General features: G+C 35.1%; 15 protein-coding genes. 9 read left to right on the forward strand and 6 right to left on the reverse strand.

What is annotated here, in order from left to right; all coding sequences use genetic code 11:
* Window positions 1-89 precede the first annotated feature (89 nt).
* On the reverse strand, window positions 90-290 hold the full coding sequence (locus tag EG359_RS17880; RefSeq protein ID WP_076357230.1) for a TIGR04139 family peptide modification target: 201 nt from the start codon (window positions 288-290) through the stop codon (window positions 90-92).
* 230 nt (window positions 291-520) lie between these two features.
* Window positions 521-2,341, reverse strand: coding sequence for a helix-turn-helix domain-containing protein (locus EG359_RS17885; RefSeq protein WP_228450475.1), 1,821 nt, complete (start codon window positions 2,339-2,341; stop codon window positions 521-523).
* A gap of 181 nt (window positions 2,342-2,522) precedes the next feature.
* Here EG359_RS17885 and EG359_RS22535 point away from each other — a divergent pair, with 181 nt between their 5' ends.
* The 4 genes from EG359_RS22535 to EG359_RS17900 are packed head-to-tail and all read left to right on the forward strand — an operon-like array spanning window position 2,523 to window position 7,928.
* Window positions 2,523-2,696, forward strand: coding sequence for a hypothetical protein (locus EG359_RS22535; RefSeq protein WP_164463081.1), 174 nt, complete (start codon window positions 2,523-2,525; stop codon window positions 2,694-2,696).
* Window positions 2,697-2,710: 14 nt separating this feature from the next.
* Window positions 2,711-4,891 carry a prolyl oligopeptidase family serine peptidase gene (locus EG359_RS17890; RefSeq protein ID WP_076357226.1) on the forward strand — a complete coding sequence of 727 codons (2,181 nt, stop codon included), beginning with the start codon at window positions 2,711-2,713 and terminating at the stop codon, window positions 4,889-4,891.
* A 1-nt stretch (window position 4,892) separates the two neighbouring features.
* Window positions 4,893-7,079, forward strand: coding sequence for a lantibiotic dehydratase family protein (locus EG359_RS17895; RefSeq protein ID WP_076357407.1), 2,187 nt, complete (start codon window positions 4,893-4,895; stop codon window positions 7,077-7,079).
* Window positions 7,080-7,928: a thiopeptide-type bacteriocin biosynthesis protein gene (locus tag EG359_RS17900; RefSeq protein WP_228435132.1), complete on the forward strand. Its 849-nt coding sequence runs from the start codon at window positions 7,080-7,082 to the stop codon at window positions 7,926-7,928.
* Between the two features lie 570 nt (window positions 7,929-8,498).
* Here EG359_RS17900 and EG359_RS17905 read toward each other — a convergent pair.
* From EG359_RS17905 to EG359_RS17920, 4 genes are all read right to left on the reverse strand, one after another.
* Complete coding sequence (locus tag EG359_RS17905; RefSeq protein WP_084180549.1) at window positions 8,499-9,458, reverse strand: DUF3810 domain-containing protein; 960 nt, start codon at window positions 9,456-9,458, stop codon at window positions 8,499-8,501.
* 91 nt (window positions 9,459-9,549) lie between these two features.
* The gene (locus EG359_RS17910) at window positions 9,550-11,319 is read right to left on the reverse strand and encodes an MFS transporter (RefSeq protein ID WP_076357220.1); all 1,770 of its coding nucleotides are present in this window, start codon (window positions 11,317-11,319) and stop codon (window positions 9,550-9,552) included.
* Between the two features lie 40 nt (window positions 11,320-11,359).
* A complete protein-coding gene (locus EG359_RS17915) occupies window positions 11,360-12,088 on the reverse strand; it encodes a lysophospholipid acyltransferase family protein (RefSeq protein WP_084180548.1) in 729 nt (242 codons plus the stop codon).
* A 3-nt stretch (window positions 12,089-12,091) separates the two neighbouring features.
* Window positions 12,092-12,550, reverse strand: a complete 459-nt coding sequence (locus EG359_RS17920; RefSeq protein ID WP_076357218.1) for a GtrA family protein — start codon at window positions 12,548-12,550, stop codon at window positions 12,092-12,094.
* A 365-nt stretch (window positions 12,551-12,915) separates the two neighbouring features.
* Here EG359_RS17920 and EG359_RS17925 point away from each other — a divergent pair, with 365 nt between their 5' ends.
* The 5 genes from EG359_RS17925 (at window position 12,916) to sov (ending at window position 24,314) form a co-directional block, all read left to right on the forward strand.
* Window positions 12,916-13,179 (forward strand): hypothetical protein, encoded by a 264-nt coding sequence (locus EG359_RS17925; protein WP_076357216.1) that lies wholly within the window; start codon window positions 12,916-12,918, stop codon window positions 13,177-13,179.
* A gap of 85 nt (window positions 13,180-13,264) precedes the next feature.
* The gene (locus EG359_RS17930) at window positions 13,265-14,116 is read left to right on the forward strand and encodes an ATPase (RefSeq protein ID WP_076357214.1); all 852 of its coding nucleotides are present in this window, start codon (window positions 13,265-13,267) and stop codon (window positions 14,114-14,116) included.
* Window positions 14,117-14,131: 15 nt separating this feature from the next.
* Window positions 14,132-16,417 (forward strand): NADP-dependent malic enzyme, encoded by a 2,286-nt coding sequence (locus EG359_RS17935; RefSeq protein WP_076357212.1) that lies wholly within the window; start codon window positions 14,132-14,134, stop codon window positions 16,415-16,417.
* 211 nt (window positions 16,418-16,628) lie between these two features.
* Window positions 16,629-17,213 (forward strand): Holliday junction branch migration protein RuvA, encoded by a 585-nt coding sequence (ruvA, locus tag EG359_RS17940; RefSeq protein ID WP_076357210.1) that lies wholly within the window; start codon window positions 16,629-16,631, stop codon window positions 17,211-17,213.
* A 57-nt stretch (window positions 17,214-17,270) separates the two neighbouring features.
* On the forward strand, window positions 17,271-24,314 hold the full coding sequence (sov, locus tag EG359_RS17945) for a T9SS outer membrane translocon Sov/SprA (protein WP_123867520.1): 7,044 nt from the start codon (window positions 17,271-17,273) through the stop codon (window positions 24,312-24,314).
* The last annotated feature ends 104 nt before the right edge of the window (window positions 24,315-24,418 follow it).

Consider the following 24,418-nt stretch of genomic DNA (forward strand, 5'->3'; position numbering starts at 1 on the left):
TTTTGAAACTTTATCAATACGAGTAACTCACTTGACTGTCATAAAAAGTAGAATAAATAGAGGGATTACCCCTCTATTATTACTGGATATTAATCTAAGCTTGTATCTATTTTTAAGGTACTTATACGTTTTCCATCTTTCCAAGTTTCTTTATCATAACAAGTCGAACCGCAATCTGTTTCCACATAGCTATAGTCTCCGGCTCCCTGGATAGCTTTTAAATCAGTTCTTTGTAATTTTTTGTTTTCCATTGAAGAAAAGTTTCCCTTTAGTCCTTTTAGATTTTTCATTTTTTTAATTTTTAAAATTAATATTTTGCCATTTGTATTCCCTGGCTTGGGAGTTGCTGATCAGCTTTTGGTATTTATGTTTTTGTACTGTACACATACAAAAAATAAATCTTGTGTTTTTACCTGAAGCAAACATACAGAGGCTATGATAAATAAAAAAACAAAAGGTCTAAGGATTTATAAATTTGGATATAAATTTATAAATAAAATGAATTGTAAGGTTTTGTAAATCAGTGTTTTTTGTTTGTTATTTGTTTTTCGATCTCTTTTATATAGATGGAGGGCGTGGTCCCTGTTTTTTTCTTAAATGCCATATAAAAAGCCTGTACACTATTATATCCAATCTCTTCGGAAATTGCCGGTAATTTGTAAGAACGAAACTTTTTATCATGTACCAGACGATTGAGTGTATAATCAATTCGAAGATCATTAATATAGGAAGTAAAGTTCTTTTCTTTGTAAACATTAATTACTTCAGACAGGTAAGAAGTATTGGTGTTGATGTTTTTTGCCAACTTTCCTAAGGTAATTCCTTTTGTAAGATACTGTTCTTTATTTTCAAACTTTTTTAAGGCCTCCAGAATAAGTTCAATCGCCTCTTGAGGAAGTGACTTGGACTGTTTATTATCTGATTCGGTGGTGTCCGTCACTTCAATTAATTCGAATGGCTTACCAATTGTAGATTTATATTCATTGGAAAAGGAGGTTGGTGTTAAATCTGTATTTTCTTCTTCGGATGATGTATTTGCAATGTTGTATGGAGCTGTTTTATTTTCTTCTACCGCACGTATAAGATCCTGGGCAATCTTTCTATGTCTTTTTTCAGCCTTTCTGGCTTTGAAAAATAAAATTAAAGCAGTAATAAGCAATAAACTTAAGGAACCAATTAATGTATAAAATAAATATTTTTTTACTCGTAGGTTTTGAATGATGGCCTGCTTCTCTGCTAAAAGTTTTGGGGTATCATACTTTCTCTGAATCTCTTTTGAAAGGTACCAGTACTCGGAATCTAAGACTTTGTCTATTGCTAAAAAACGATCAATATAATATAGCTGTTTTTGTTTATCTTCTTTTGTTTTATAATAATCTATAAGATAGGTATATACTTCTCGTTGTTCAGGGAATGTGTAATTATTTTTTTTCGCAATAGAGTCTACTTTTACAAAATTTTCTACAGCTTTTTCCTTTTGTTGTAGTCCTGCATAAGCCTGTGCCACATAGAAAAATGAATACGTTATATCTCTTGTGTCACCATTTTTCAGAAAAAACTGTTTACTATTCTGGGAAGATTCAGCTGCTGCTTGAAATTTACCCATTTTTAAATTATAAAAAGTTAAAAGTGATAAATATTGATGATATTTATAGGGATCTGCATTCTTAAAAGTCTGTAAGCCCTCAGTAATTAATATTTTAGCCGAATCCATTTTATTGATTTCAATATAAGTATCGGCTAAGTTGGTTCTTATCTTTTCTATTTCATTTTCATTCAGATAATTGGCATTTACTAAATAGTATCTTAATACTTTTGCGGCTTCTGCATGCTTTCCTACATAGCTATTTAGGTATGCAATATTCGTTTCTGCCAGTGCAATTTGTCTTTTATTCCCTTTTTGCTTGGCATACTTTAAACCTATTATATAATTATCTAATGCCTGTTTTTGATTATCATACTTAAAAAAAATATTAGCTCTTAATAGATAAATACGGGCGGGATATACATTATCGGAAATCTTTTTGGCAACCAAAGCCATGCTGTCAATATACTTAAAAGCATTTTCCTTATTGGCGTTGATACACTTATAAGCATATGCCTCAGCAATTTGAGGATTGTTTTTTTCTTTTTTGGCCTTATGCAAATAATACTCTGCTACTAGTCCTGCTTCAGCAGATTTGCCCTGATAATTATAATCGTAAAATTTATTTTCCAAGTCTAAATAAGAGGATCCCTTAAGGGAATCGTTTATAGGAGTAGAGTGTGCATTGGTAATGCCAAATACGATACAAAATAGAAGTTGGAGATATTTCATTTCCTTGTCTTGTGCTTTATTCACCTGTACAAAAATAAAACTTATTTCTTAGAATAGTGAGATTGATTTTGTTAAGTACAACGTTTGAGGATATAGCTTATTTATATCTCACTTACCCCTAATGATTTGTAAATTATCAGAAATATTTGATTGGTTTTAGAAAAATATTGTTTTATTTGCAAATACGATTATTAAATTTTTTATTATGAAAAAAGCAAAACAAACTGAAAAAAAAATATCTCTAAAAAAATTACAAATCACTAAAATTAATAATCCAGGAAAAATTTTTGGTGGGACTAAAGCAGTTTTTGCAGCAGAAGACTGTGAGGATATTGATAATGGTAGCAAACCGAGAACAGGACATGATACGGGAAGATAATAAGTTTTTTTAAAATGAATAAATTACTTTCTATTATTACCCTTTTTTTCTTAAAATTGGGGGCACAGAATGCTCCTTCCTTTCCCGTTACAGATAAATATTTCGGGACTAATATTGTGGATCCCTATAGGAATCTTGAAGATCTTCGGGATTTGAAAACGACATCATGGATGAAATTGCAAACAGAGAAAGCGGATGCTATTCTAAATACACTTTCAAACCGTGATTATTATGCAAAAAAGAGATTAGTTCTAGACCAAAGGCAGGGATATATTGTATCTGATTTAAAAATTACAGCCAATGACAGATATTTCTACCTGAAGAAAGCAGCTGATGAAAAAATAGCAAAAGTATATTATAAAGATGGTCTTAATGGGGAGGAAGAGCTACTATATGACCCAACTAACTTAAAGGATAATTCTCTTAGTTCTATCTATGGTTATTCAGTAAATCTAATAAGTCCCAGTTGGGATGGGAATAAACTTGCAATATCTGTTGCTGAAAAAGGAAAAGAAGTTTCTCAGATTATTGTAATGGATGTTTCCAGCAGAAAAATCTATCCTGAAATTATATCGCAAACTAATCCCTCTTCTGTCGGAGGAATAAAATGGCTAGAAGATAATACAGGTTTCTTCTATATCTATTACCCTGTTATTGATATTACGTCTGATTTGTTTTCTAGTAATACAGAATCTGTTCTTTATAAAATAGGAGAGGATCCAAACAGAAGAAATGTTGTTTTTTCCAATATCAATAACCCCGATTTAAAAATAAGTGCCGAAAAGTTTCCTGCTATATTAGTTTTTAATTCTGATGATCCTTATTATATTGGAATATTGGTAGACGTAGAAGATAATAGAAAGACGTTTGTCATCAAAAAAGAAGACTTATTAAATGGGAAAAAAAACTGGACTTCGTTATACAATAAGGAAGATAAAGTATTTTATATAAGATTGGCAGGAGAAGAAGTTATTTTCTTATCAGGATATAATTCTCCAAATTTTAAGCTTTGTAAAACAACCGTTAAACAGTCTGATTTTAGAAATCCAAAGATTTTAGTTCCTGAAAAGAAAGATGAAGTTATTAAAAATTATGCAATAACTAAAGATGGTATTTACTTTACGACTACAAAAAATGGTGTAGAGGCAAAGCTTTATTTATATAAAGACGGAAAGGAAATACCAATAACATTACCTTATGTTTTTGGAAATATTAGTTTGCAGTCTAAAGGGAAAAATTTTTCAGACCTATGGATAACTTGCTCCGGATGGCTAAATGAGGAACAGAGATTCAAGTATAATTTAAAAGAGAATCATTTTATTCCTGAAAACCTTACACCTATCATTGAATACCCTGAATTTAAAGATATTATTGTAGAAGAATTAACAGTAAAATCAAGAGATAATGAGGATATCCCCTTATCACTAATTTATAATAAAAGCTCTCTCAAGAAAGATGGTACAGCTCCTACTTTAATAGATGCTTACGGAGCATATGGGATCTCAAGAAGCCCTTTTTTTGCTAAAAGTTATTTACTATGGGCAAATCAAGGAGGTGTTGTAGCTGTTGCTCATGTAAGAGGTGGAGGCGAAAAAGGAGAGGAGTGGCACCTGGGAGGCTATAAAGAAACAAAACCTAATTCCTGGAAAGATCTAATTGATTGTACAGAATATTTAATAAAAGAAAAGTACACATCAAAAGATAAAACAGCCATTTGGGGAACCAGTGCGGGTGGAATTACAGTAGGCAGAGCAATGACGGAAAGACCAGATCTATTTAAAGCTGCTATTGTTGAAGTAGGAATGACAAATATGCTTAGATTTGAAAATACACCCAATGGAGAAGGAAATATAAAAGAATTCGGTACAGCTAAAAATCCAGAAGAATTTAAAAACCTATTGGAAATGGATGCTTATCATCATATTAAAAAAGGTACAAAATATCCTGCTACTTTAATAACCGGAGGAATTAATGATAATAGAGTGATTGTATGGCAACCCACTAAATTTGCTGCCAAATTAATGGCTGGTAATGCTTCAAGTAATCCTGTTTTATTAAAAATAGACTATGAGGGTGGCCATGGAAATAATATTCCTATGGAACAACGATATGCCAGTTTAGGTGATATATTTGCTTTTGCTTTCTGGCAATTGGGACACCCTGATTATCAGCCTAAAGAAAATCTTAAAAAATAAAATGTCTCGTTTTCCCTATCAGTTCTTTGATCAGTATATTTTCCGTTCCTCATTATTTCCTTTTAAGGAATTTATAGAAAATGCTGATAATGAGAAGTTTTCAGATGAAGACCTGAAAAAGATATGTTCTGATCCTGTTTTCCTTGAAGCTGTTTATCTGGCTTCTCCCTATTTACATGGAGAAATAGAAAAATGGATGAGGGTAGGAGAATCTCTATCAGCAAAGAAAGAAGAGAAACTGAGACAGACTATTTTGAAATATTATAATCGGATGAGTACCAGGTGTACACCATTCGGTTTATTTGCAGGAGTTGGATTGGGCGTTTTTGATGATAGCGTTCATGATGAATTTAACCGAAAATGGGTACGAGATACAAAACTGGATATGCACTTTCTGGTGGCATTATCTCAAAGCTTGGTAAAAATACCGGAAATACATAAAAAGATACTATATTTTCCCAATACAAGTATTTATACTGTAGGACGAAGAATTCGGTATGTAGAGTATGAATATATTGAAGGGAAAAGACAATATATAATTTCATCAATTTACAGATCACAGGAGCTGGATGAAGTTTTGGATATAGCCAAAAGCGGAAAAACATCAGACGAACTTATACAGATTTTGAGCCGAGCAGAAATTACGCAAGCCGATGCCGTAGACTTTATCAATGAACTTATTGAAAATCAAATTTTGGTAAGTCAATTGGAACCCAATGTTTCCGGAGACGATTTTTTGAATATCATGATTAGAATCTTAACGGAGCTGGGAGTAGAAAAGGAGGTGAATATTCTGAAATCCATACAAAGAAAGCTTGAAGAGCTGGATGAAAATATAGGTAATTCAACTCAACTGTATAATGAAGCTGAAGAGTTGATGCGTTCTTTTAATATCGACTATGAAAAGAAATTTCTGTTTCAAACTGATTTGTACTTTAAAAATACATTTAAGCTTCCCATACACTGGAAAAAAGAAGTAAAGAAAGCAATAGCCTTTTTTAATAAAATCAACACCGCCGGTAAAGAATCAGATTTTGAAAAGTTCAAGAAAGCCTTTCGTGAAAAATTTGATACAAAAGAAGTCCCGCTTGCCTATGTTATGGATACAGAAATTGGGATAGGTTACAGGCAGGGACACACTGTGAAAGCTTTACATCCTTATTTGGACGATCTTATTATTCCTCAGGTAAAAGAGAAGAAAAAGCTGCAAATTACTTTGAATCCTGTACAGGTTATGCTAAACAGTAAAATTCAAGATTGTTTACAGGAAAACCAGTGCTGTATTGAACTTTTTGATGACGATCTTAAAGATTTTGAAGAAAATTGGACTGACTTGCCGGACACTTTATCATTTATGGCTGAAATATTTTCAGATAAAGAACAGGAAAAACTACATCTCTACCGAGGAGGCGGAAGCACTGCTGCAGAACTATCAGCCAGATTTTGTTCTGAGAAATCAAATATCAATCATTTTACAAAAAGTATAGCTGAGAAAGAAAAAGAACTCAATCCAGATATTATATTAGCAGAAATAGTTCATCTTCCTGAGGCAAGGATAGGGAATATCATTCGCCGTCCATTACTGAGGGATTATGAAATTCCTTATCTGGCTGCTTCTGTATTATCGGAAGAAAAGCAAATTGCTATAGATGATCTGTATATTTCTCTCAAAAATGACAGGATCATTTTACGTTCTCAAAAGCATAATAAAGAAGTAAGGCCCTATCTTACGAATGCACATAATTATTCAGTAGATTCATTGCCGGTTTATCATTTCCTTTCTGACCTCTATTTTCAGACTCATTGTTCAGATCTTGGGTTTGACTGGGGGAGCCTTGCACGTATCTATCATTTTTTACCCAGGGTTGAGTATAAAAATATTATTCTGAGTAAAGCAAGATGGCGGATCAGAAAAGAAGATGTGAGTCTGCTTTTGTCAAAAACTGAAAATAGAGAATTGTTTTTATCCACATTTAAAATTTGGAGAGATAAAAGAAAGATACCCCAATGGGTACAATTGATAAAACTGGATAATACACAGTTATTAAATCTGGAAAACTATGATTCTGTAAAACTATTCATGGATACTATAGAAACAAAGAAATCAGTAATTATTGAAGAATTTCTTCATCACGAAAAGAATGATTTTGCGTATCAGTTTGTATTTTCTCTTTATAAAAACCAATAAATGATGAATGTTACAAGAGAATTTATTCCGGGAAGTGAATGGCTGTATATTAAAATCTATACGGGGATCAAAACAGCAGATATTATTCTGGAAGAAGCTGTAAAGCCATTGTTGCAGAACTTTCAGCAGGAGAAATTGATAAAGAAATGGTTTTTTATACGTTACAATGATCCCAGGTCCCATCTTCGTGTTCGTTTTGAACTCTCAGATTCTTCTCATTTCAATAAAATATTTACCTTAATTAATGAATACTTAAAGGAATATATTAATTCCGGAGAAATTTCAGGAATTATATTGGATACCTATCAACGCGAGATTGAGAGATATGGAAAAGATACTATTGGGCAGGCTGAGTTTTTATTCTGGAAAAGCAGCAGCAATATCTTGAATGAGTATCTCCATTTTGATGATGAAGATAAAATAATTATATCTCTTTTTTATATTGATACCCTGTTGGAATGTATTGGTTTGGAGTCTTTTGTGAAATTAGATTGGGTGAAAAAAGATAACTTAGCATTCAAACATGAATTCAATGCAGATAAAAAACTGAACAGCCAGCTGGATAAAAAATACAGAACATTTATTTTGAAGTATTCTGAATTTTTACAATCGGATGATTATATGACTTTCAGAAACAATATCATTACAGAGCTCCGCGAGTCTGAAAAAGAGTTGAAGTATATCATGGAGTATTATCAGGGTTCTGTTCATGATTTTTTTCAAAGTATATTCCATATGCACATTAACAGGATGTTTATATCGAATCAGCGGTTGTTTGAAATGGTTATTTATGATTATCTATTCCGATATTATAAATCACTCGTTTTTAAAAATAATCTACAATTATAAAAGATATTTTTTGCTTCAGGTAAAAAACAGTTTTGCTTTGCACTGCAATATTTGCTCAAACCGTCAGTTTGAAAGGCGATGGAATAAAAACCTAGTCTTTCTATCAATTTTTGATAAGCATGAAAGGTATCTTATGTTTCTTGTCCTGAATTAAAAAATAGCTTTGTTTATAGAGAATTCTTAAGGTTTAAATAGTAGACATATTTTCAATTAAAATCTTAATAACTCTAATTTTCTACTTATATAAAATATGGGATAACTGGAATGTTTTATATTTAAACAATTGTTTGATTTTGTATAAAATTAATAGCTTAACTACAATTTAGTTATTATTTTACTACCTGATGCTAAGCTTGATTGTAATTCATATTATTGTTGTTTAAACTCAAAAAAACTTAAAAAATCATAAAGTTTTCATAAAGTTTTAAAAAAGAAATAAAATGTTTTTGTATTTATAAAATATGTCGTACTTTTACATCGCCTTGAATGAGGGAACAAGTCAAGGTAATAAATTTTTTTTCATCATTTGTGTTTTTAGAATCGTATCGCCTGATACGATTCTTTTTTTGTTTATTTTTCGTAGTTCAAAAGGAGGTCTATAAAGTAGGAATAGGTAACAGAACCTTCCTGTTGATTACTCTGTAAGAACAGATTATTGGTGAACCCAAAGAACTCATCAAGCCATCCCTGATGTCTAAAAATGAAGCTCCTTTCATAGGAACGATCTCTTTTCATGGCAGGAGAGTAGTTCTTAATCACAGATTTTACAAATTCAGGATCTTCATCCACAATAAACCGTAAAAGACTTTTTAAGGTAAAATACTCCGTACTGTATCTCAAATCCAGATTCGTGGAATTTACCCCCATCAGATAGCCCACAAAATTAGCTTCCTGCTCCCGGGCAAACCCAAGTTGGTGAGAACTTTCATGAGCTGTTGTAAAAGGGATAAAAGTAGAGGGCAGTTCAGAATTGTATTGCGCTTCTGCTGTAAAAGGATTATAGTAGCCTAAAATACCAGTATAGCTCATTATATTTTTAAATAAACTATGCTTTATGGAAAGAACCTGTGGTGCTTTTTTATCTGAAATATTTAACGGAAGCTTAGTTTGCTGTCTTAATATTTCCTGCTGTACAGATTTCAGATCAGTAACAACGAATATTCCATTATGATCTTCATGCACAGATTGTCGGGTTGTTTTGCACTTTTCAAGATAATGCAGTGCCAGTCTTTTTGCTTTTCCTATTTCGGGCTTTTCCTGACTTGAAAGTTTATGGATGATGGGCGTCTGAAAGTAGAGCATTCCCCAGAAAATCTGATAGGTAAAGTAAAAGATATTCACGATTATCAGGATCCTGATAATGGATGTATTTCTGTTCTTCTTCTTAAATGAGGTAATAAGGCTGTATAAAAGGATAATTCCCAGTAATACATAGATAATGTCCCCAATGGAAAACGGAAGCCAGCTAAACAGCCTTTGGTGAGGTTCTTTCTGAAACTCAAAGAACCATTCAAAAAAGGCAATCATCATGCGAGACTTTGAGAAGCAGTAAAACAAAAGAAATTGGGCAAGTAATAAACCTGCCCAAAACCTCTTCTTCTTATATATGTGTAGTATATTTTTAGTGAGCACCTTCGGATTCTAAAACGTCAACGTTAATACCTTGTCTAAATAAAGATTTTTTTGCCAAATAAGCAAATAAAGTAATGTACACAAAGCATAATACAGGAATCACGTAAGAGTTATGAATTCCGATAATATCAGAAAGCTTACCCTGAAGTGGCGGAATAATACCCCCTCCCAAAATCATCATTACTAAGAATGCAGATCCCTGAGCCGTATATTTTCCTAATCCGGTAATTGCTAATGTAAAAATGGATGGCCACATGATACTGCATGCAAGACCTCCGGAAAGGAAAGCATAGATGGCAACATTTCCTGTAGTCAATAATCCTGTAATCATGGCTGCAGTTCCAAATAATCCGAAGATAATCAACGTTACAGCAGGCTTGTTTTTACTGATTAAGAATAATACAACCTGAATGGCTACACAAATAGCATAGAAATACAGGTGAGACATATCTTTTTGCGCAATCGTATTGATACCAATAATCACTGAAAAAGCAATAAAAGGAACAATGATAGTAGCAATGGTTTGTTGTTGCTTATTTAGGTTAAAAACAGCAATAGCACCTGTCCATCTTCCGATCATCAAACTTCCCCAATACATGGAAATATAAGGAGCAAGATCAGAGGACTGGTGTCCGCCAAATTCCGGCAGGCTTAAAAGTTCTCCCAGGTTACTTCCAATAGCCACTTCCACACCTACATAGGCAAGAATGGCAATCATCCCAAGAACAAGCTGCGGATATTTCATGGCACCCCAGCCTTCAGCGTTTTTCTTTGCACTTGAATTAGCAAATACAAGACAAGCAATTACAGCAAGCAAAGCACCTCCAAGATAAAGCATTCTCTTTTTCTCTAATGGATGCTTGATGGTTTCCAGCTCTGTCTTTGTTTTAACAATTTGTGCCTGGTAGGCATCAATAGTTGCAGCGTTGGTTTCCTTTTTTACATTGCTTTCCAATGTTGTTATTTGATGACTTAAAGTTTCAATACTTTTAGCTTCTTCAGAGTTATAGCTGCTAAATACAGGAATAAAGAAAAGAATAACAAGGGCAGTCATTGCCACAAGTGTTTTCCTTGCCTTACCAGCTTTTTCCATAGGTTCAGTAGAGATACCATCAGGAAGTTTCTTTGAAAAATAAAAGATCCCGGCAGCTATTAAGAACAATGCTCCTACCGCAGTATAAAGCAAGATTACTTTATCAAGTGCCAGATGTTTGATTTGATCATCATCTACTGTAGCAGTGGTTCCAAAAAGAGCCAGCCCAACAATAATAGGCCCGATGGATGTACCAAACGAGTTAATTCCTCCTGCAAGATTCTGTCGGCTTGCACCGGTTTTAGGGTCTCCTAGCAGAACTGCAAAAGGGTTTGCGGCGGTTTGCTGGATAGAAAAGCCCAGTGCTACCACAAATAAACCTATAAGCATTCCATAATATACATTGCTTTTAACGGCAATAATCATGATGGCTGCACCGAGGGCAGAGAGTAGTAGCCCGTAGACAATACTCTTTTTATATCCCCACTTACCAATAATATCAATTCCTTTTATGGTACTGAATATGAAAAGCAATAATGCTCCCAGGAAATAAGCGGTATAAAATGCAAAATCTATTAACTGAGACTGAAACTGGTCAAGAGAAAAATAGTTTTTACAAAAAGGGATGAAGATACTATTGCCGGCAGCAATAAAACCCCAGAAAAAAAATACAAGTACAAGTGTGTACAATGCCGGGTAATTAGTCGGCTGGTTGGTTTTTGACATATTTTATTGAAAATTTCGCAAACAAATATAGCTATTTCTTTTAAATGGAATGCTCTATCAAGGTTTTTTTAATTACTTGATAAGCTTCTGCCTTTGAGTCTTTTGGAGAAGCTGTAGGCTCTATAATTCCATTGAAATAGACCTTTACTCTTCCTGGGTAGCCCTTAGAGTTTTCAAAAGGAAACATTTCCTTAAGTCCTATAAAAGTGTAAACGGCGATAGGGGAGTTGTGTTTTGAAGACAGCATAAATGCACCATCTTTAAATTCATCCAAAATAATGGATGTATCGTCAGGTACTCCTCCTTCGGGGAAAATAGCAATACTGTTGCCTTCTTCCATTTTCTCGGCACATCTTCGGTATACATCAGCACGGCTTCTGGCACTGGATCTGTCTACCATCACACATATCCTTTTATAAATCGTTCCGAAGATAGGAATCTTAACCAGTTCCATCTTGCCTACAAAACAAATAGGATGATCCGGAAACATAATGCAGGTAAGCATAATATCCATAATGGAAGTGTGATTAGAAATGAAAACATACTCTTTATTTTTATCTTTTTCCTCTTGGGATAGCTTGATGAGATCATATCTGAAACCCATGCCGTAAAACATACCGAAGCACCAAAGTCTGATGAACTTGTAAGCATATTTATAATGCTTTTTGCTGAAAGATAAAATATAGACAGGGATTCCTAGGGTAATTGTTAAAACAAATGCTAACAACAACAGCCAAAATCGCCACAGATAATTTAAAATTTTTGTCACAGTTTAACCGTTAAAAATTACTTTCTTCTTTACCGAATAATTAAGAATGGAAACCAATAGAATTGCAGCAATCTTACTGATCATTTCCGGACTCAAGGTATAAAAAAATAAATTGATATTATCCTTAAATATGAAACTGTAAAATATCTGGAAGAAGCCTAAGCTAAGCAATGTTGAAATAAAAGATACCATCATAAAGTAAGCGAACTCTCTTCTCTTGGAATGTTTTCCTCTTTCAAAAACAAACCAGATGCTCAGGAAGTAATTGGTGATGATCCCACAGCTGGTGGAGAAAATGTTGCTTAAAGGATAGTGAATACCATGAAAATCGGTTTCGCTTTCAAAGAAGTGAGGGAGGTAGGTGCTGAATATCTTGAAGCTGCCAATTTCAACGATAGCACTTAGTCCTCCTGCAACGATGAAGAACAAAACCTGTTTCTGGCGTATAAGTATTTCTTTCATTTAATTAATATAAAACCTGAAAATATCTTACATATTGTATTGATGATTAGAATGTTTCATAAGCAAAACAATTCTTAATCGAACATTTCCCGTGTATTAATAATGCTTTTCAGTCATTCATCGTTGGGATACCTTACAATATGGATATGCAAATTTATAACTATATGTTAAACACTGAAAAAAGTTGTTAAAATATTTTTTTAAATAAAAATTATTTCTAATTTTAATCAACAGAATGATGTTACTATAACCTGATAATAAATTCATTTTCAAATCCTTGTGATAATGGTTTTTTCTATCTTGTAATGCGTGGTTGAAAGCATACTACTCCAACATTTTACGGTTTAATCGATAATAATATTTGTATGAAACGTCAAAACAAATACAGAAAATTCCAGCTTCAACAGAAAAATATTGAGGCTTTGGAGAAAGAAAACTCCCGCTTCAAACGAGTGTATTCTGAATATGAAAATATGTCCAATGAACTTTGGAATCTTGAAAACTCCAATGGAGAACCTGTGCCCGATGATTTCATCAATGCCATGGTACTACAGGCCTCTTATCTGGAGGATGAAATAGAAGACTGGCTTCTGCAATTCAATGAAGAGAAAACCAAGATAAAGCAATAATGATTTTAGACAGCTTTCAGGTTGTTTTTAAATGCTAATTGAAGATAAATTCATAATTTAGCCCTCTTAAATTAAAATCTAAAATATGGTTGCTATTGTAGATAGTGGTTCTACTAAATCGGATTGGGTAATTCTTGATGACTTTAAGAAAGTTTTTTTGAAAACTGAAACCATCGGCTTCAATCCGAATTTTATCAACAGAGAACTTATCGCTCCGGAAATACAGAAAAACAGCAACCTTATATTGGTCAAAAATTCAATTACCAAAGTTTTTTTCTATGGTTCTGGATGTGGTGTGAAAAAAAACTGCGAAACCATAGAAGAGGAACTTAAAAAAGTATTTGGAAAAGCTGAAATTATTGTAAAAGAAGATCTTATGGCCGCTGCATATGCTGCATATAGCGGGAAACCAGCTATTGTATGTATACTGGGTACCGGATCAAACTCCTGTTATTTTGATGGTGAGAACCTGAAGATAGAATTACCATCCCTTGGATTCCTGATTGGAGATGAGGGTAGCGGAAGTGCGATCGGAAAGCAGTTGGTACGAAGATATTTTATGAAAAAACTACCTGCAGATCTTCATAGTGAATTTGAGGCAGATTACCAGCTTACCATAGAAGATGCATTGAAAAACATGTATCACTCTCCAAGACCCAATGCTTATTTAGCGAATTTCAATAAATTTGTTATCGAAAGAAAGGATCATCCTTACTTTAAGAACATGGTTTTCGAGGAAATGAAAAGTTTCTTTGAATATCAGGTTCTCCCTTACCAGGAAGCAAAGGATGCTGAGATCAATTTCATTGGCTCCATTGCTTATTATTACGAAAATATTCTACGTTCTGTAGCAGCAGAACTTAATTTAAATGTGGGACATGTAGTTCAGAAACCAATTGAAAGTTTAGTAGATTACCACATTAAATATATACTCTAACAAAAAATAAAACCTATGTCAAGTAACAACAATCGCGACGAAAAGAATTTTAGTCAGGCCGCGTTAGATTATCATAAAGCAGAACCTAAAGGAAAAATAGAAGTTATACCATCCAAGCCACACTCCTCCCAAAGAGACTTGTCATTGGCATATTCTCCGGGAGTAGCAGTTCCTTGTATGGAAATCCACGACAAGCCAGAAACGGTATACGATTATACAGGAAAAGGAAACTTGGTTGCTGTAATTTCTAATGGTACAGCTGTACTTGGACTAGGAGATATTGGTGCAGAAGCTTCAAAGCCAGTGATGGAAGGAAAGGGGCTTTTGTTCAAGATTTTTGCAGATATCAACGTTTTTGATATTGAAATCGATGAAAAGGATCCGGATAAATTTATTGAAATCGTGAAAGGTATTGCTCCAACATTTGGAGGAATTAACCTTGAAGATATCAAGGCTCCTGAAGCATTTTATATAGAACAAAAACTAAAGGAAGAATTAAATATTCCTTTGATGCATGATGACCAGCATGGAACAGCAATTATTTCTGCAGCAGCATTAATCAACTCATTACAAATCGCCAATAAAAAAATTGACGAGGTAAAGATGGTGGTAAATGGTGCGGGAGCAGCAGCAATTGCATGTACAAAGCTTTATATTTCATTAGGATTGAAAAAAGAAAACGTCCTGATGTGCGACAGTAAGGGGGTAATTAATCATAAGAGAGAAAACCTTACTCCTGAAAAATTAGACTTTATTGCCCAAACAGATATTGAAACATTAGAAGATGCTGTAAAAGGATCCGATGTTTTTGTGGGATTATCTAAAGGAAACGTGATGACTCCGGAGATGCTGCAGAGCATGAACGAGAACCCTATCGTATTTGCCTTGGCTAACCCAGATCCTGAAATTGCTTACGATTTAGCTCTTGCAACCCGTAAGGATGTAATCATGGCAACAGGAAGAAGTGATTATCCTAACCAGGTAAATAATGTATTAGGATTCCCATATATTTTCCGTGGGGCATTGGATGTTCAGGCTACAGGAATTAATGAAGAAATGAAATTGGCAGCTGTACACGCTATTGCAGATTTGGCAAAAGAACCGGTACCGGAAGCTGTAATTTTAGCATACAATGTTCAGAGCTTACAATTCGGAAGAGAGTATTTCATTCCAAAACCATTTGATAACAGATTGATCACTAAAGTATCAAGTGCTGTTGCAAAAGCAGCTATGGAAAGTGGTGTTGCAAGAAAAAATATTGCAGACTTTGAAGAGTATGAGCACCAGCTTCTAGACAGAATGGGAAGAGATGAAAGATTGGTGAGAATGATGCAAAGCCGTGCAAAATCCAATCCGAAGAGAATTACCCTTGGAAATGCTGAAGAATATAATGTATTAAAGGCGGCTCAGATTCTTTACGAAGAAGGAATTGCCTTCCCAAGTCTTTTAGGAGACAAAAAATACATCAAGGAACAAATGGAACGCTACGGAATTAACCTGGATGTTCCAATCATTGATCCAAGTGATGATGATCAGAAAGAAAACAGAAAAAAATACAGAGAAACCCTTTGGAAACTTCGTCAGAGAAAAGGAATGAACGAGTACAAGGCAAAGAGATATGTTCGTCAGAGAGACTATTTCGGACCTTTAATGCTTAAGCATGGAGATACTGATGGTCTTATCGTGGGATTCTCTAAAAACTATACATCGGTATTACGTCCTATTTTAGAAGTTATTGAAAAAGATAAAGGAGTAGACAAAGTAGCAGCAATGATGATGATCTTATCTGAAAAGAAACCTATTTTCTTCGCAGATACATCCATCAATCAGAACCCTACCTCTGAAGATCTTGTGAATATTGCTAAAATGGCAGAATTTACAGTAAAATCTTTTGCTATTGAACCTAGAATTGCAATGCTTGGCTTTGAAAACTTTGCAGCAATCTCTGAGACTTCTAAAAAAGTAGCTAAAGCAGTGAGTATTCTTCACGAGAAATATCCTAAAATGATTGTAGATGGTGAAATTCAACCGGATTTTGCAATGAATGCAGATCATTTAAGTGATTATCCTTTCTCAAAATTAGGCACAACTCCGGCAAACACATTCATCTTCCCGAATCTGGAAAGTGCAAACTTATCCTACAAAATCTTAAGAGGAATGAAAGTAGCGCAGGTTATCGGGCCGATCCTAATGGGATTAAAACAGCCGGTACATGTTCTTCAGATGCGTTCAAGCGTAGATGAGATCGTAAACCTTGCTACCATTGCTGTACTTGATGCTCAGAGAAGAGAAAAAAAGTAATTAATTACTGAATATCAGTAGATTATTGATGCTTGTAAGATACACTTGCATTAATGAATATATAACAAAAGACTCCAGATTTTTGGAGTCTTTTGCTTTTCTGTTAATTCTTTGAATTTATATTTAAAATTTAAGTTAAAAACCATTCGCACGTGAAATGAAAATATTAATTAGTTTAAATTACTATATTTGGGAGTTTTAAAAATTAATAATGATATTTTCTTTACAAGGCACCGTTCAGGAATTGACACCTACCTACGCAGTAATCAATGTACAAGGAGTTGGTTACTATGTAGGTATCAGTCTGATGACCTCACAAACACTGGCTTTAAATCAACAAACTTTTTTATTCACTCAGCAAATTATCCGTGAAGATGCTCATCTTCTGTTCGGTTTTAACACTCGTTCAGAAAAAGAAATGTTCAATCTGTTAATAAGCGTTAATGGAGTAGGGGCTGTTTCTGCGCTTATTTTGCTGTCCACTCTAAGTTTGGATGAGATTGCTTCGGCTATTCTTTCCGGTAATGGTACACTGATTCAGAAAGCCAAGGGAATTGGGGCAAAAACAGCAGAAAGAATTATTGTAGATCTTAAAGATAAAGTACAGAAATTCAGTGGTCCGGCAGAGAATATTTCATTGCTGGTAGATAATAAAATCAAGGAAGAATCGTTATCTGCATTAGAAGTTTTAGGAATTCCTAAACGTACGAGCGAAAAGATGGCGGATAAGATTTTAAAACAAAATCCAAGTATCTCGGTTGAAGAATTGGTTAAACAAATTTTAAAAAACATTTAACATTTGGTGGCGAATAATAAGCATCTTAACATATTTTTGTTCCTATCGTTCCTGTTTATGTCTGTCAGTGCCTTTGCACAGCAGGTAAAAGACACGGCGATCATAAGAAAACAATATGAAGTGGCAGACCCTACAAGGTACGAGGCCTATTACGATATAAAGACCGGGATGTACTATGTATATCCTAAAATTGGAAATACAATTACCGGTCCTCCTACTGCCATGTCTCCGGAAGAGTATAAAGAATATATGCTCGCTACCCAGACCAAGGCATACTATAAGGAAAAATCGGAAAAATATAATCTCCTTTTCAGAAAAGACAAATCTGATGCCAGAAAGAAGGGACTCATCCCATCTCTGATGATCAATAATAAATTGTTTGAAACCATATTCGGTGGAAACAAAATTGAGATCATTCCTTCAGGGTATGCATCCATTGACTTCGCAGGACTTTACCAGAAAATAGATAACCCGCTGATCCTTCCACAGAACAGGACCAGCTTTACTTTTGATATAGACCAGAGAATTCAGCTGGGATTATTGGGTAAAGTGGGAGAGAACCTTCAGTTGAAGGCCAATTATGATACCCAAAGTGGTTTCGCGTTTGAAAACAGAATGAACCTCGTTTGGCAGGCAAAAGGAAGCTGGAAAGATCTTCAAAGTAAAGGCCTTGGAAATGTAGATAAACCTAACGAAGGAGGAGAAGATAAAATCATAAAAAGAGTTGAATTTGGTAACGTAAACATGCCACTTTCTACAAGCTTGATTCGTGGTTCGCAATCATTGTTTGGGGTAAAGACAGAATTTCAGTTGGGTAAAACCTTTGGAACTGTTGTTCTTTCCCAGCAACAAGGTGAAGCCAGAAATATTGTAGTACAGGGTGGTGGTGTAATGAACAACTTTAAAGTAAATGCCAATGACTATGAAGAGAATCAGCACTACTTTTTAGGACACTACTTTTTGGATAAGTATGATAATGCCTTACTTAATTATCCACAGATCAATTCCACCATTAATATTACCAGACTAGAAGTTTGGGTATTGGATCAGGGGAATAGTAACCTGGCGTACCAAAAGAGTATTATCGGGATCAGAGACTTGGGAGAAGGAGGAGGATCATTACCAGACAACTCTCTAAATGATTTGTATAATGAAGTTTCAACCACCGCAGGAACCAGAGAGGCAGGTAAGAATTATGATGCTGTTTTTCAGGGAAAGACTTTTCCGGGAAGTACAGAACCCTATAGAAATGGTGAACACTATATCTTTAATACCAAAGCTAGAAAACTAAACTCTAACGAATATATATTTCAACCACAGCTAGGATATCTTTCATTAAATCAAAAACTGAATGATCAGCAGCTTTTGGCTGTTTCTTATTCATATACAGTAAATGGAAGCAGTAAAGTATACAAAGTAGGGGAATTCTCTGAAGAAAGCCCTGTTTTGATCACTAAAGTACTAAGAGTAAATAACAGTGTAGACCCGGCTTCTCCAATGTGGAAGCTAATGATGAAGAATATTTATTCTTTGGATGCCGGTCAGGTTTCTCCAGACGGATTTATTCTTAACGTATATTATAGAGATCAGAAGACCGGAGGTAAGGTAAATTATCTTCCGGATGTGCCGGCTGTTAAAGATCAAAACTTATTGAAGCTATTGAACTGGGACCGTCTTAATGTGAATGGAGACATTCAGAATAATAAAGACGGAACAAAAGGAGACGGTATCTTTGACTTTGTCAACGGGGTTACAGTCAGGCCCGAAAATGGACGAATCATCTTTACCAAGGTACAGCCTTTTGGTGACTATATGCAGAGTTTGGTAGGGAATGATCCCAAGTATGTTTTCCATGATTTGTATGATAAAATAAAACAACCGGCAAACCAAACTACCATTCCTCAATGGTATACCATAGAAGGCCGTTATAAAGGAGTTCAGGGACAAGGGATTTCCCTAGGCGCTGTAAACGTTCCACAGGGATCTGTAAAGGTTTCTGCAAATGGAGTACAGCTTTCTGAAGGAGTAGACTATACGGTAGACTACATGCTGGGAACGGTGACGATCATTAATGAAAATGTAAAACAGTCCGGACAGGCAATCAATATCTCACTAGAAAACCAATTGACATTTAATACCCAGAGAAAAAGATTCTTGGGATTAAATTTAGAAAGAAGATTTAATGAGAACTTTATTTTAGGCGGAACAGTAATCAACTATTCAGAATCTCCGCTTACCCAGAAAGTAAATTTTGGGCAGGAAGCTGTTAATAACACCATGGCTGGGATCAACTTGATGTATAACAATCAGGCTCCTTTCCTAACCAGGTTTACGGATAAACTACCATTAGTGAAAACTGAGGCTCCATCCAACATCAACTTTAAGATGGAAGGGGCATACCTTATTCCGGGATTGAATAAAGCTACCAATAACCAATCTTATATTGATGACTTTGAGCAGACAACTTCTAAGATCTCTTTAAAAGAACCGGCAGCATGGAGCTTAGCTTCAAGACCAGAAAAAAACACATTACCACCTTTCAATATACCGCCAGCTAGTGATGAGCTAACGAGCGGTTATGGAAGAGGACTGTTATCATGGTATAACATTGACCCAAGATTCTGGGGAGTGGGAGGTAAGGCTCCAACAGGAATTACTCCACAGTCAGTATCCAACCACGCTTCAAGAAGAGTTCAGTACTCTGAAATTTATAATAATAGAGATTTTGTAGCAGGAGAGCAAACCTATACAAATACATTCGATATATCCTATTTCCCAGGTGAAAAAGGACCTTACAACGTGAATCCGGGAACGGAACAGGCAGACAGCAGATGGGCTGGTATTATGAGACCTATCAGCGTTCCGAACTTTGTAAGCTCAAACATTGAGTATGTAGAATTCTGGATGATGGACCCTTATGCAGATGGTAATAAATTGGGAACCAATGCAAGACTTTTGTTACACTTAGGAAATGTATCTGAAGATATTCTTAAGGATGGAAAAATGTTGTATGAAAATGGTCTTCCTGAACCAGGATCATCACCATCTACCACCACTTCAACCTGGGGAGTACAACCAAAGCAACCACCTATTTTATATGCATTCTCTACTGAAGGAGAGGGCAGAAAATCACAGGACGTTGGGTATGATGGGTTAAGTTCAGACCAGGAAGCAATGAGATTCGGAAATACATTCGTAAACCCGGTAACAAATATTGTTGACCCTGCGGTGGATGACTTTGTATTTTATTTGTCTGATAAATTTACAGGAAGCCAGGCTGCTTCTCTTGTGCAACGATACAAGTATTTCAGAAACCCGGACGGGAACTCAGAAGCAAACTCTTTAAATGTTTCTTCACAGACTCCTGATGCAGAAGATATCAACAGAGATTATAATCTGGATCAAATTGAAAACTACAACCAGTATGAAGTGAAGCTTGATCAACCAAGTTTAGCATTAGGAGTTAATAATATTGTTGATGTAAAAACAGTAAAAGGAGCTTTCCAGAACGGACAGTCTGCTGATGTAAAATGGTACTTGTTCAGAATACCTGTTTCTCAGTACGATCCAGTGGAAGGTTCTCATAACCCAACTGTGCTTAACAATGTAAGATTTGCAAGGCTAATGTTAGCAGGATTTGAAAATACTTCAACCTTGAGATTTGGTACTATGGATCTTGTAAGATCAGACTGGAGAAAATATCCTAAAAATCTTGCTACTTTTTCAAATGCAGAATCAGAACCATCTCCGGATGAGGGCGCAGCAGATGATACTGAGATTGGAAAACTAGAGGTAGGAAGTGTAAATATAGAAGAAAATGCATTTAATCAACCTCCATACGTATTGCCTCCGGGAATAGACAGACAGGTGTTGAGTGGAAATGCAGGAGCACAGAGACAGAACGAAGCTTCATTATATATGAAAGCTAATGCTCTTGCTGTAGGTAAGGCAAAAGGAGTATTTAAAAATACTACCCTGGATATGAGAAGATATAAAAAGCTTAAACTTTTTGTACATGCTCATGATCCTGCAAACCGAGATGTAAATGTTGGGCAAATGGATAAAAGAACAAAGTTCTTCATTCGTTTTGGAAATGATGCTACAGATAACTATTATGAATATGAAGCATCTTTGAAATTAACATCAGCTACTTCAACAGCTCCAATGGAAATTTGGCCATTTGAAAATGAAGTGAATCTTGACATCCAGAATTTTGTGGATGCCAAGATCAGAAGAGATAAACTATATTCTAATAGAATTACAGAAAGATTCCTTGATCCTACTTTTGCAGAAGGAGATAACTTTAAAAGAATCTATATTAAGGGACGTCCAAGTTTAGGGAATGTAACAACCATTATGATCGGTATTAAGAATGGAGTAGCTAGAGGTGAATCAGGTACACCAATAGATAGAATTCTTTGGGTAAATGAAATTCGTCTTTCTGAAATTGAAAATGATGGCGGGTATGCCGGAAATGCAAGCTTAAACTTCAACCTTGGAGATTTTGCTACCGTTAATACCAATGCATCCTATACTTCAGTTGGATTTGGAAATATTGATTCAAAACCGGCAGAAAGAAATCAGTCTACCCAATCAGCATTTAGCATTAATACTGCAGTTAATGTAGATAAGTTACTTCCGGAAAAAACAGGAGTGAAAATTCCTTTAAATTATTCCTATTCACAAACCATTGAAGATCCTAAGTACAATCCTTTGGATACCGATGTTGAATTTAGTAAGGCACCGAACAGAGAGCAACTTAAAAAAGTAGCAAGAACGTATACACAGCAAAGAAGTATTGGAGTTGTGAATATGCGTAAAGAAAGAGTAAATCAGAATAAAAAACCTAAGTTCTATGATATTGAAAACGTTTCGGTAACTGCGGTGTATAACGATGACTATTTCAGAGATATTTATACCAAGAGAAACTACAGACAGTACCTTAGAGGGTATATTGATTATAACTACACTTTCAAGCCATGGGTTTTGAAGCCTTTCAACAAAATGATTAGTGATACTGCGAAATCAACGAAGTACCTAAGATGGGTGAAAGAATTCAATATCAATCCTATCCCGACAAGACTATCTTTCAGAACTGAAATTGACAGAAACTACAATGAACTCGAGTTCAGAAATATTGAAGCTATTTTAGGTGGTAATGCCGGCGGTGATATGGAGGCTATCAAAAACAGAAACTTCTACTTTGGATGGCAGTATGGGTTAGGGTTCAACTTTACAAAATCATTAAAGCTTGAAATTAATTCATCAACCAGAACGCTTAATGATAACATGGATGTTAATATGATGGATAGCAAATCCATTTTCGGAAATGTATTCAGATCGGGTAGACCGGTATTGTATAACCATAGAGCACAGCTGAATTATAAGCTGCCGTTCCAGTATCTTCCGTATTTGGATTTCATTGATGCAGAAATTGGCTATGGATTCACTTATAACTGGAACGCTAGATCTACAGCACTCCTTGCAAGTCCTGAAGGAAGCTTAGGGTCTATAGGTCAAAATACCAATGTTATTCAGGCAACAGCAACAGCAGATATCCCTAAGTTCTTTGGACAGTTTAACTATTTTAAAAATATTAATACCAAGCTTCAGAAACGTAAGCAGGAAATGGATTCCCTGAACAATGTGTATACGAAGCAATGGGAAAAGAACAGATACAGATATAAGAGCTATAAATTCAAAAATAAGCTTACCGTACTTCAAAGTGCAGCATTCTTCCTGACTTCATTCAAGCAGTTGGATGTGAGCTATACAGAAAACAATGGTACAGTACTTCCGGGATTATTATCCGCTCCAAACTGGTATGGCTCTGGCCAGACATTAGGAGGACCTACCATCGGATTCCTGTTAGGATCTCAGGCAGATATCAGAAGAACAGTAATGGAAAATGGTTGGGTGAGTGGCTCTAATTTTATGACGGATCCATATGTAAGAATGTCAACCAAGGAATTGAGGGCCAATCTACAGATGATGCCAATGAATGATTTCAGAATTGATTTTAACGTGTTGCATAACTTTAACAGCAACTTCTCGCATACAGGGTTTAATTATACCAATGGAGGAGTTCCGGATACTGGTTTTACATTCGCTACAGATATGGTAACCTATTCCAATTCTGCGATACTTCTTAGTTCATCATTTAAGGATGGGCAGGCAGTTTATCAGGCAATCAGAGAGAATGCAAGAGCAATGTCATTACAATTGGGAGGACCAAATGCAGAAATAGATAACAACGGATTTGCTAAGCACTACAGTATAGCCAATGCCTATGTTTTAATACCAGCATTTAGAGCAGCCCTTGAAGGAAAATCCATTACACCAATGGGTAATCCTAAAAAATCAGGAATGCCATTACCAAACTGGAGAATTACTTATTCAGGATTAAAAAATATTCCAATAATCAGTGGGCAGTTTACGAAGTTTGACATCCTGCATGGGTATACAGCAACCTATACCGCAACAGGAATTCAAAGTAATATAGACTATCACGGAAACCCAAATGGTTACTACCAGATAATAGATGATGCAGGGACGAAGAGTGAGGGAGATAAAATAAATCCTTACACTTTTGCGCAGGTCGGATACGTAGAATCCTTCTCACCACTTATCGGAGTAGATGTTACCATGAGAAACAATATGCAGTTCGGGTTACAGTACAACAAAAACAGAATGATGGTACTGGGATTGGTGAACCATACACTAACAGAAGATTCCAACTCAGAATATGTAGTAAGATTAGGGTACATCGTCCGAAACTTCAGACTGGGAACAGCTAACATAAGAGGAAGAGGAACCAGAGGAAAAGGAAGCGATCTTAACATTAGAGGAGATATTTCACTAAGAGACAGTAAAACCTCTATTATGAATATCCTGCTGAATGATTCGCAAATAACAGGAGGGCAGAGACTTTTAAACATCAAACTTTCTGCAGACTATAACGTCTCCGAAAACTTGAACCTGAGAGTCTTCTACGAACAAATGACCTCAAAGTATAAAATCTCAACAGCATTCCCGCTGTCTACGATTAGAGCAGGTATCTCCGCAACATTTACATTCGGTGACTCCGGAGGCGGATTCTAGAAATGATATAAACTTAAAAGTCCTTCAGTTTTGAAGGACTTTTTTCATATCCAATATTTGAAGCTAGTATAATTTTGAATACATTTGTACAAAATAAAAATTAA

It is taken from the genome of Chryseobacterium joostei (genome assembly GCF_003815775.1).
Taxonomy (GTDB): Bacteria; Bacteroidota; Bacteroidia; order Flavobacteriales; family Weeksellaceae; genus Chryseobacterium; species Chryseobacterium joostei.

What these genes read in the sequence shown, in the direction of transcription:
- EG359_RS17880 (WP_076357230.1), bottom strand. Translation starts at nt 290, where the DNA reads ATGAAAAATCTAAAAGGACTAAAGGGAAACTTTTCTTCAATGGAAAAC.
- EG359_RS22535 (WP_164463081.1), top strand. Translation starts at nt 2,523, where the DNA reads ATGAAAAAAGCAAAACAAACTGAAAAAAAAATATCTCTAAAAAAATTA.
- EG359_RS17890 (WP_076357226.1), top strand. Translation starts at nt 2,711, where the DNA reads ATGAATAAATTACTTTCTATTATTACCCTTTTTTTCTTAAAATTGGGG.
- EG359_RS17895 (WP_076357407.1), top strand. Translation starts at nt 4,893, where the DNA reads ATGTCTCGTTTTCCCTATCAGTTCTTTGATCAGTATATTTTCCGTTCC.
- EG359_RS17900 (WP_228435132.1), top strand. Translation starts at nt 7,080, where the DNA reads ATGATGAATGTTACAAGAGAATTTATTCCGGGAAGTGAATGGCTGTAT.
- EG359_RS17905 (WP_084180549.1), bottom strand. Translation starts at nt 9,458, where the DNA reads ATGATGATTGCCTTTTTTGAATGGTTCTTTGAGTTTCAGAAAGAACCT.
- EG359_RS17910 (WP_076357220.1), bottom strand. Translation starts at nt 11,319, where the DNA reads ATGTCAAAAACCAACCAGCCGACTAATTACCCGGCATTGTACACACTT.
- EG359_RS17920 (WP_076357218.1), bottom strand. Translation starts at nt 12,550, where the DNA reads ATGAAAGAAATACTTATACGCCAGAAACAGGTTTTGTTCTTCATCGTT.
- EG359_RS17925 (WP_076357216.1), top strand. Translation starts at nt 12,916, where the DNA reads ATGAAACGTCAAAACAAATACAGAAAATTCCAGCTTCAACAGAAAAAT.
- EG359_RS17930 (WP_076357214.1), top strand. Translation starts at nt 13,265, where the DNA reads ATGGTTGCTATTGTAGATAGTGGTTCTACTAAATCGGATTGGGTAATT.
- EG359_RS17935 (WP_076357212.1), top strand. Translation starts at nt 14,132, where the DNA reads ATGTCAAGTAACAACAATCGCGACGAAAAGAATTTTAGTCAGGCCGCG.
- ruvA (WP_076357210.1), top strand. Translation starts at nt 16,629, where the DNA reads ATGATATTTTCTTTACAAGGCACCGTTCAGGAATTGACACCTACCTAC.
- sov (WP_123867520.1), top strand. Translation starts at nt 17,271, where the DNA reads ATGTCTGTCAGTGCCTTTGCACAGCAGGTAAAAGACACGGCGATCATA.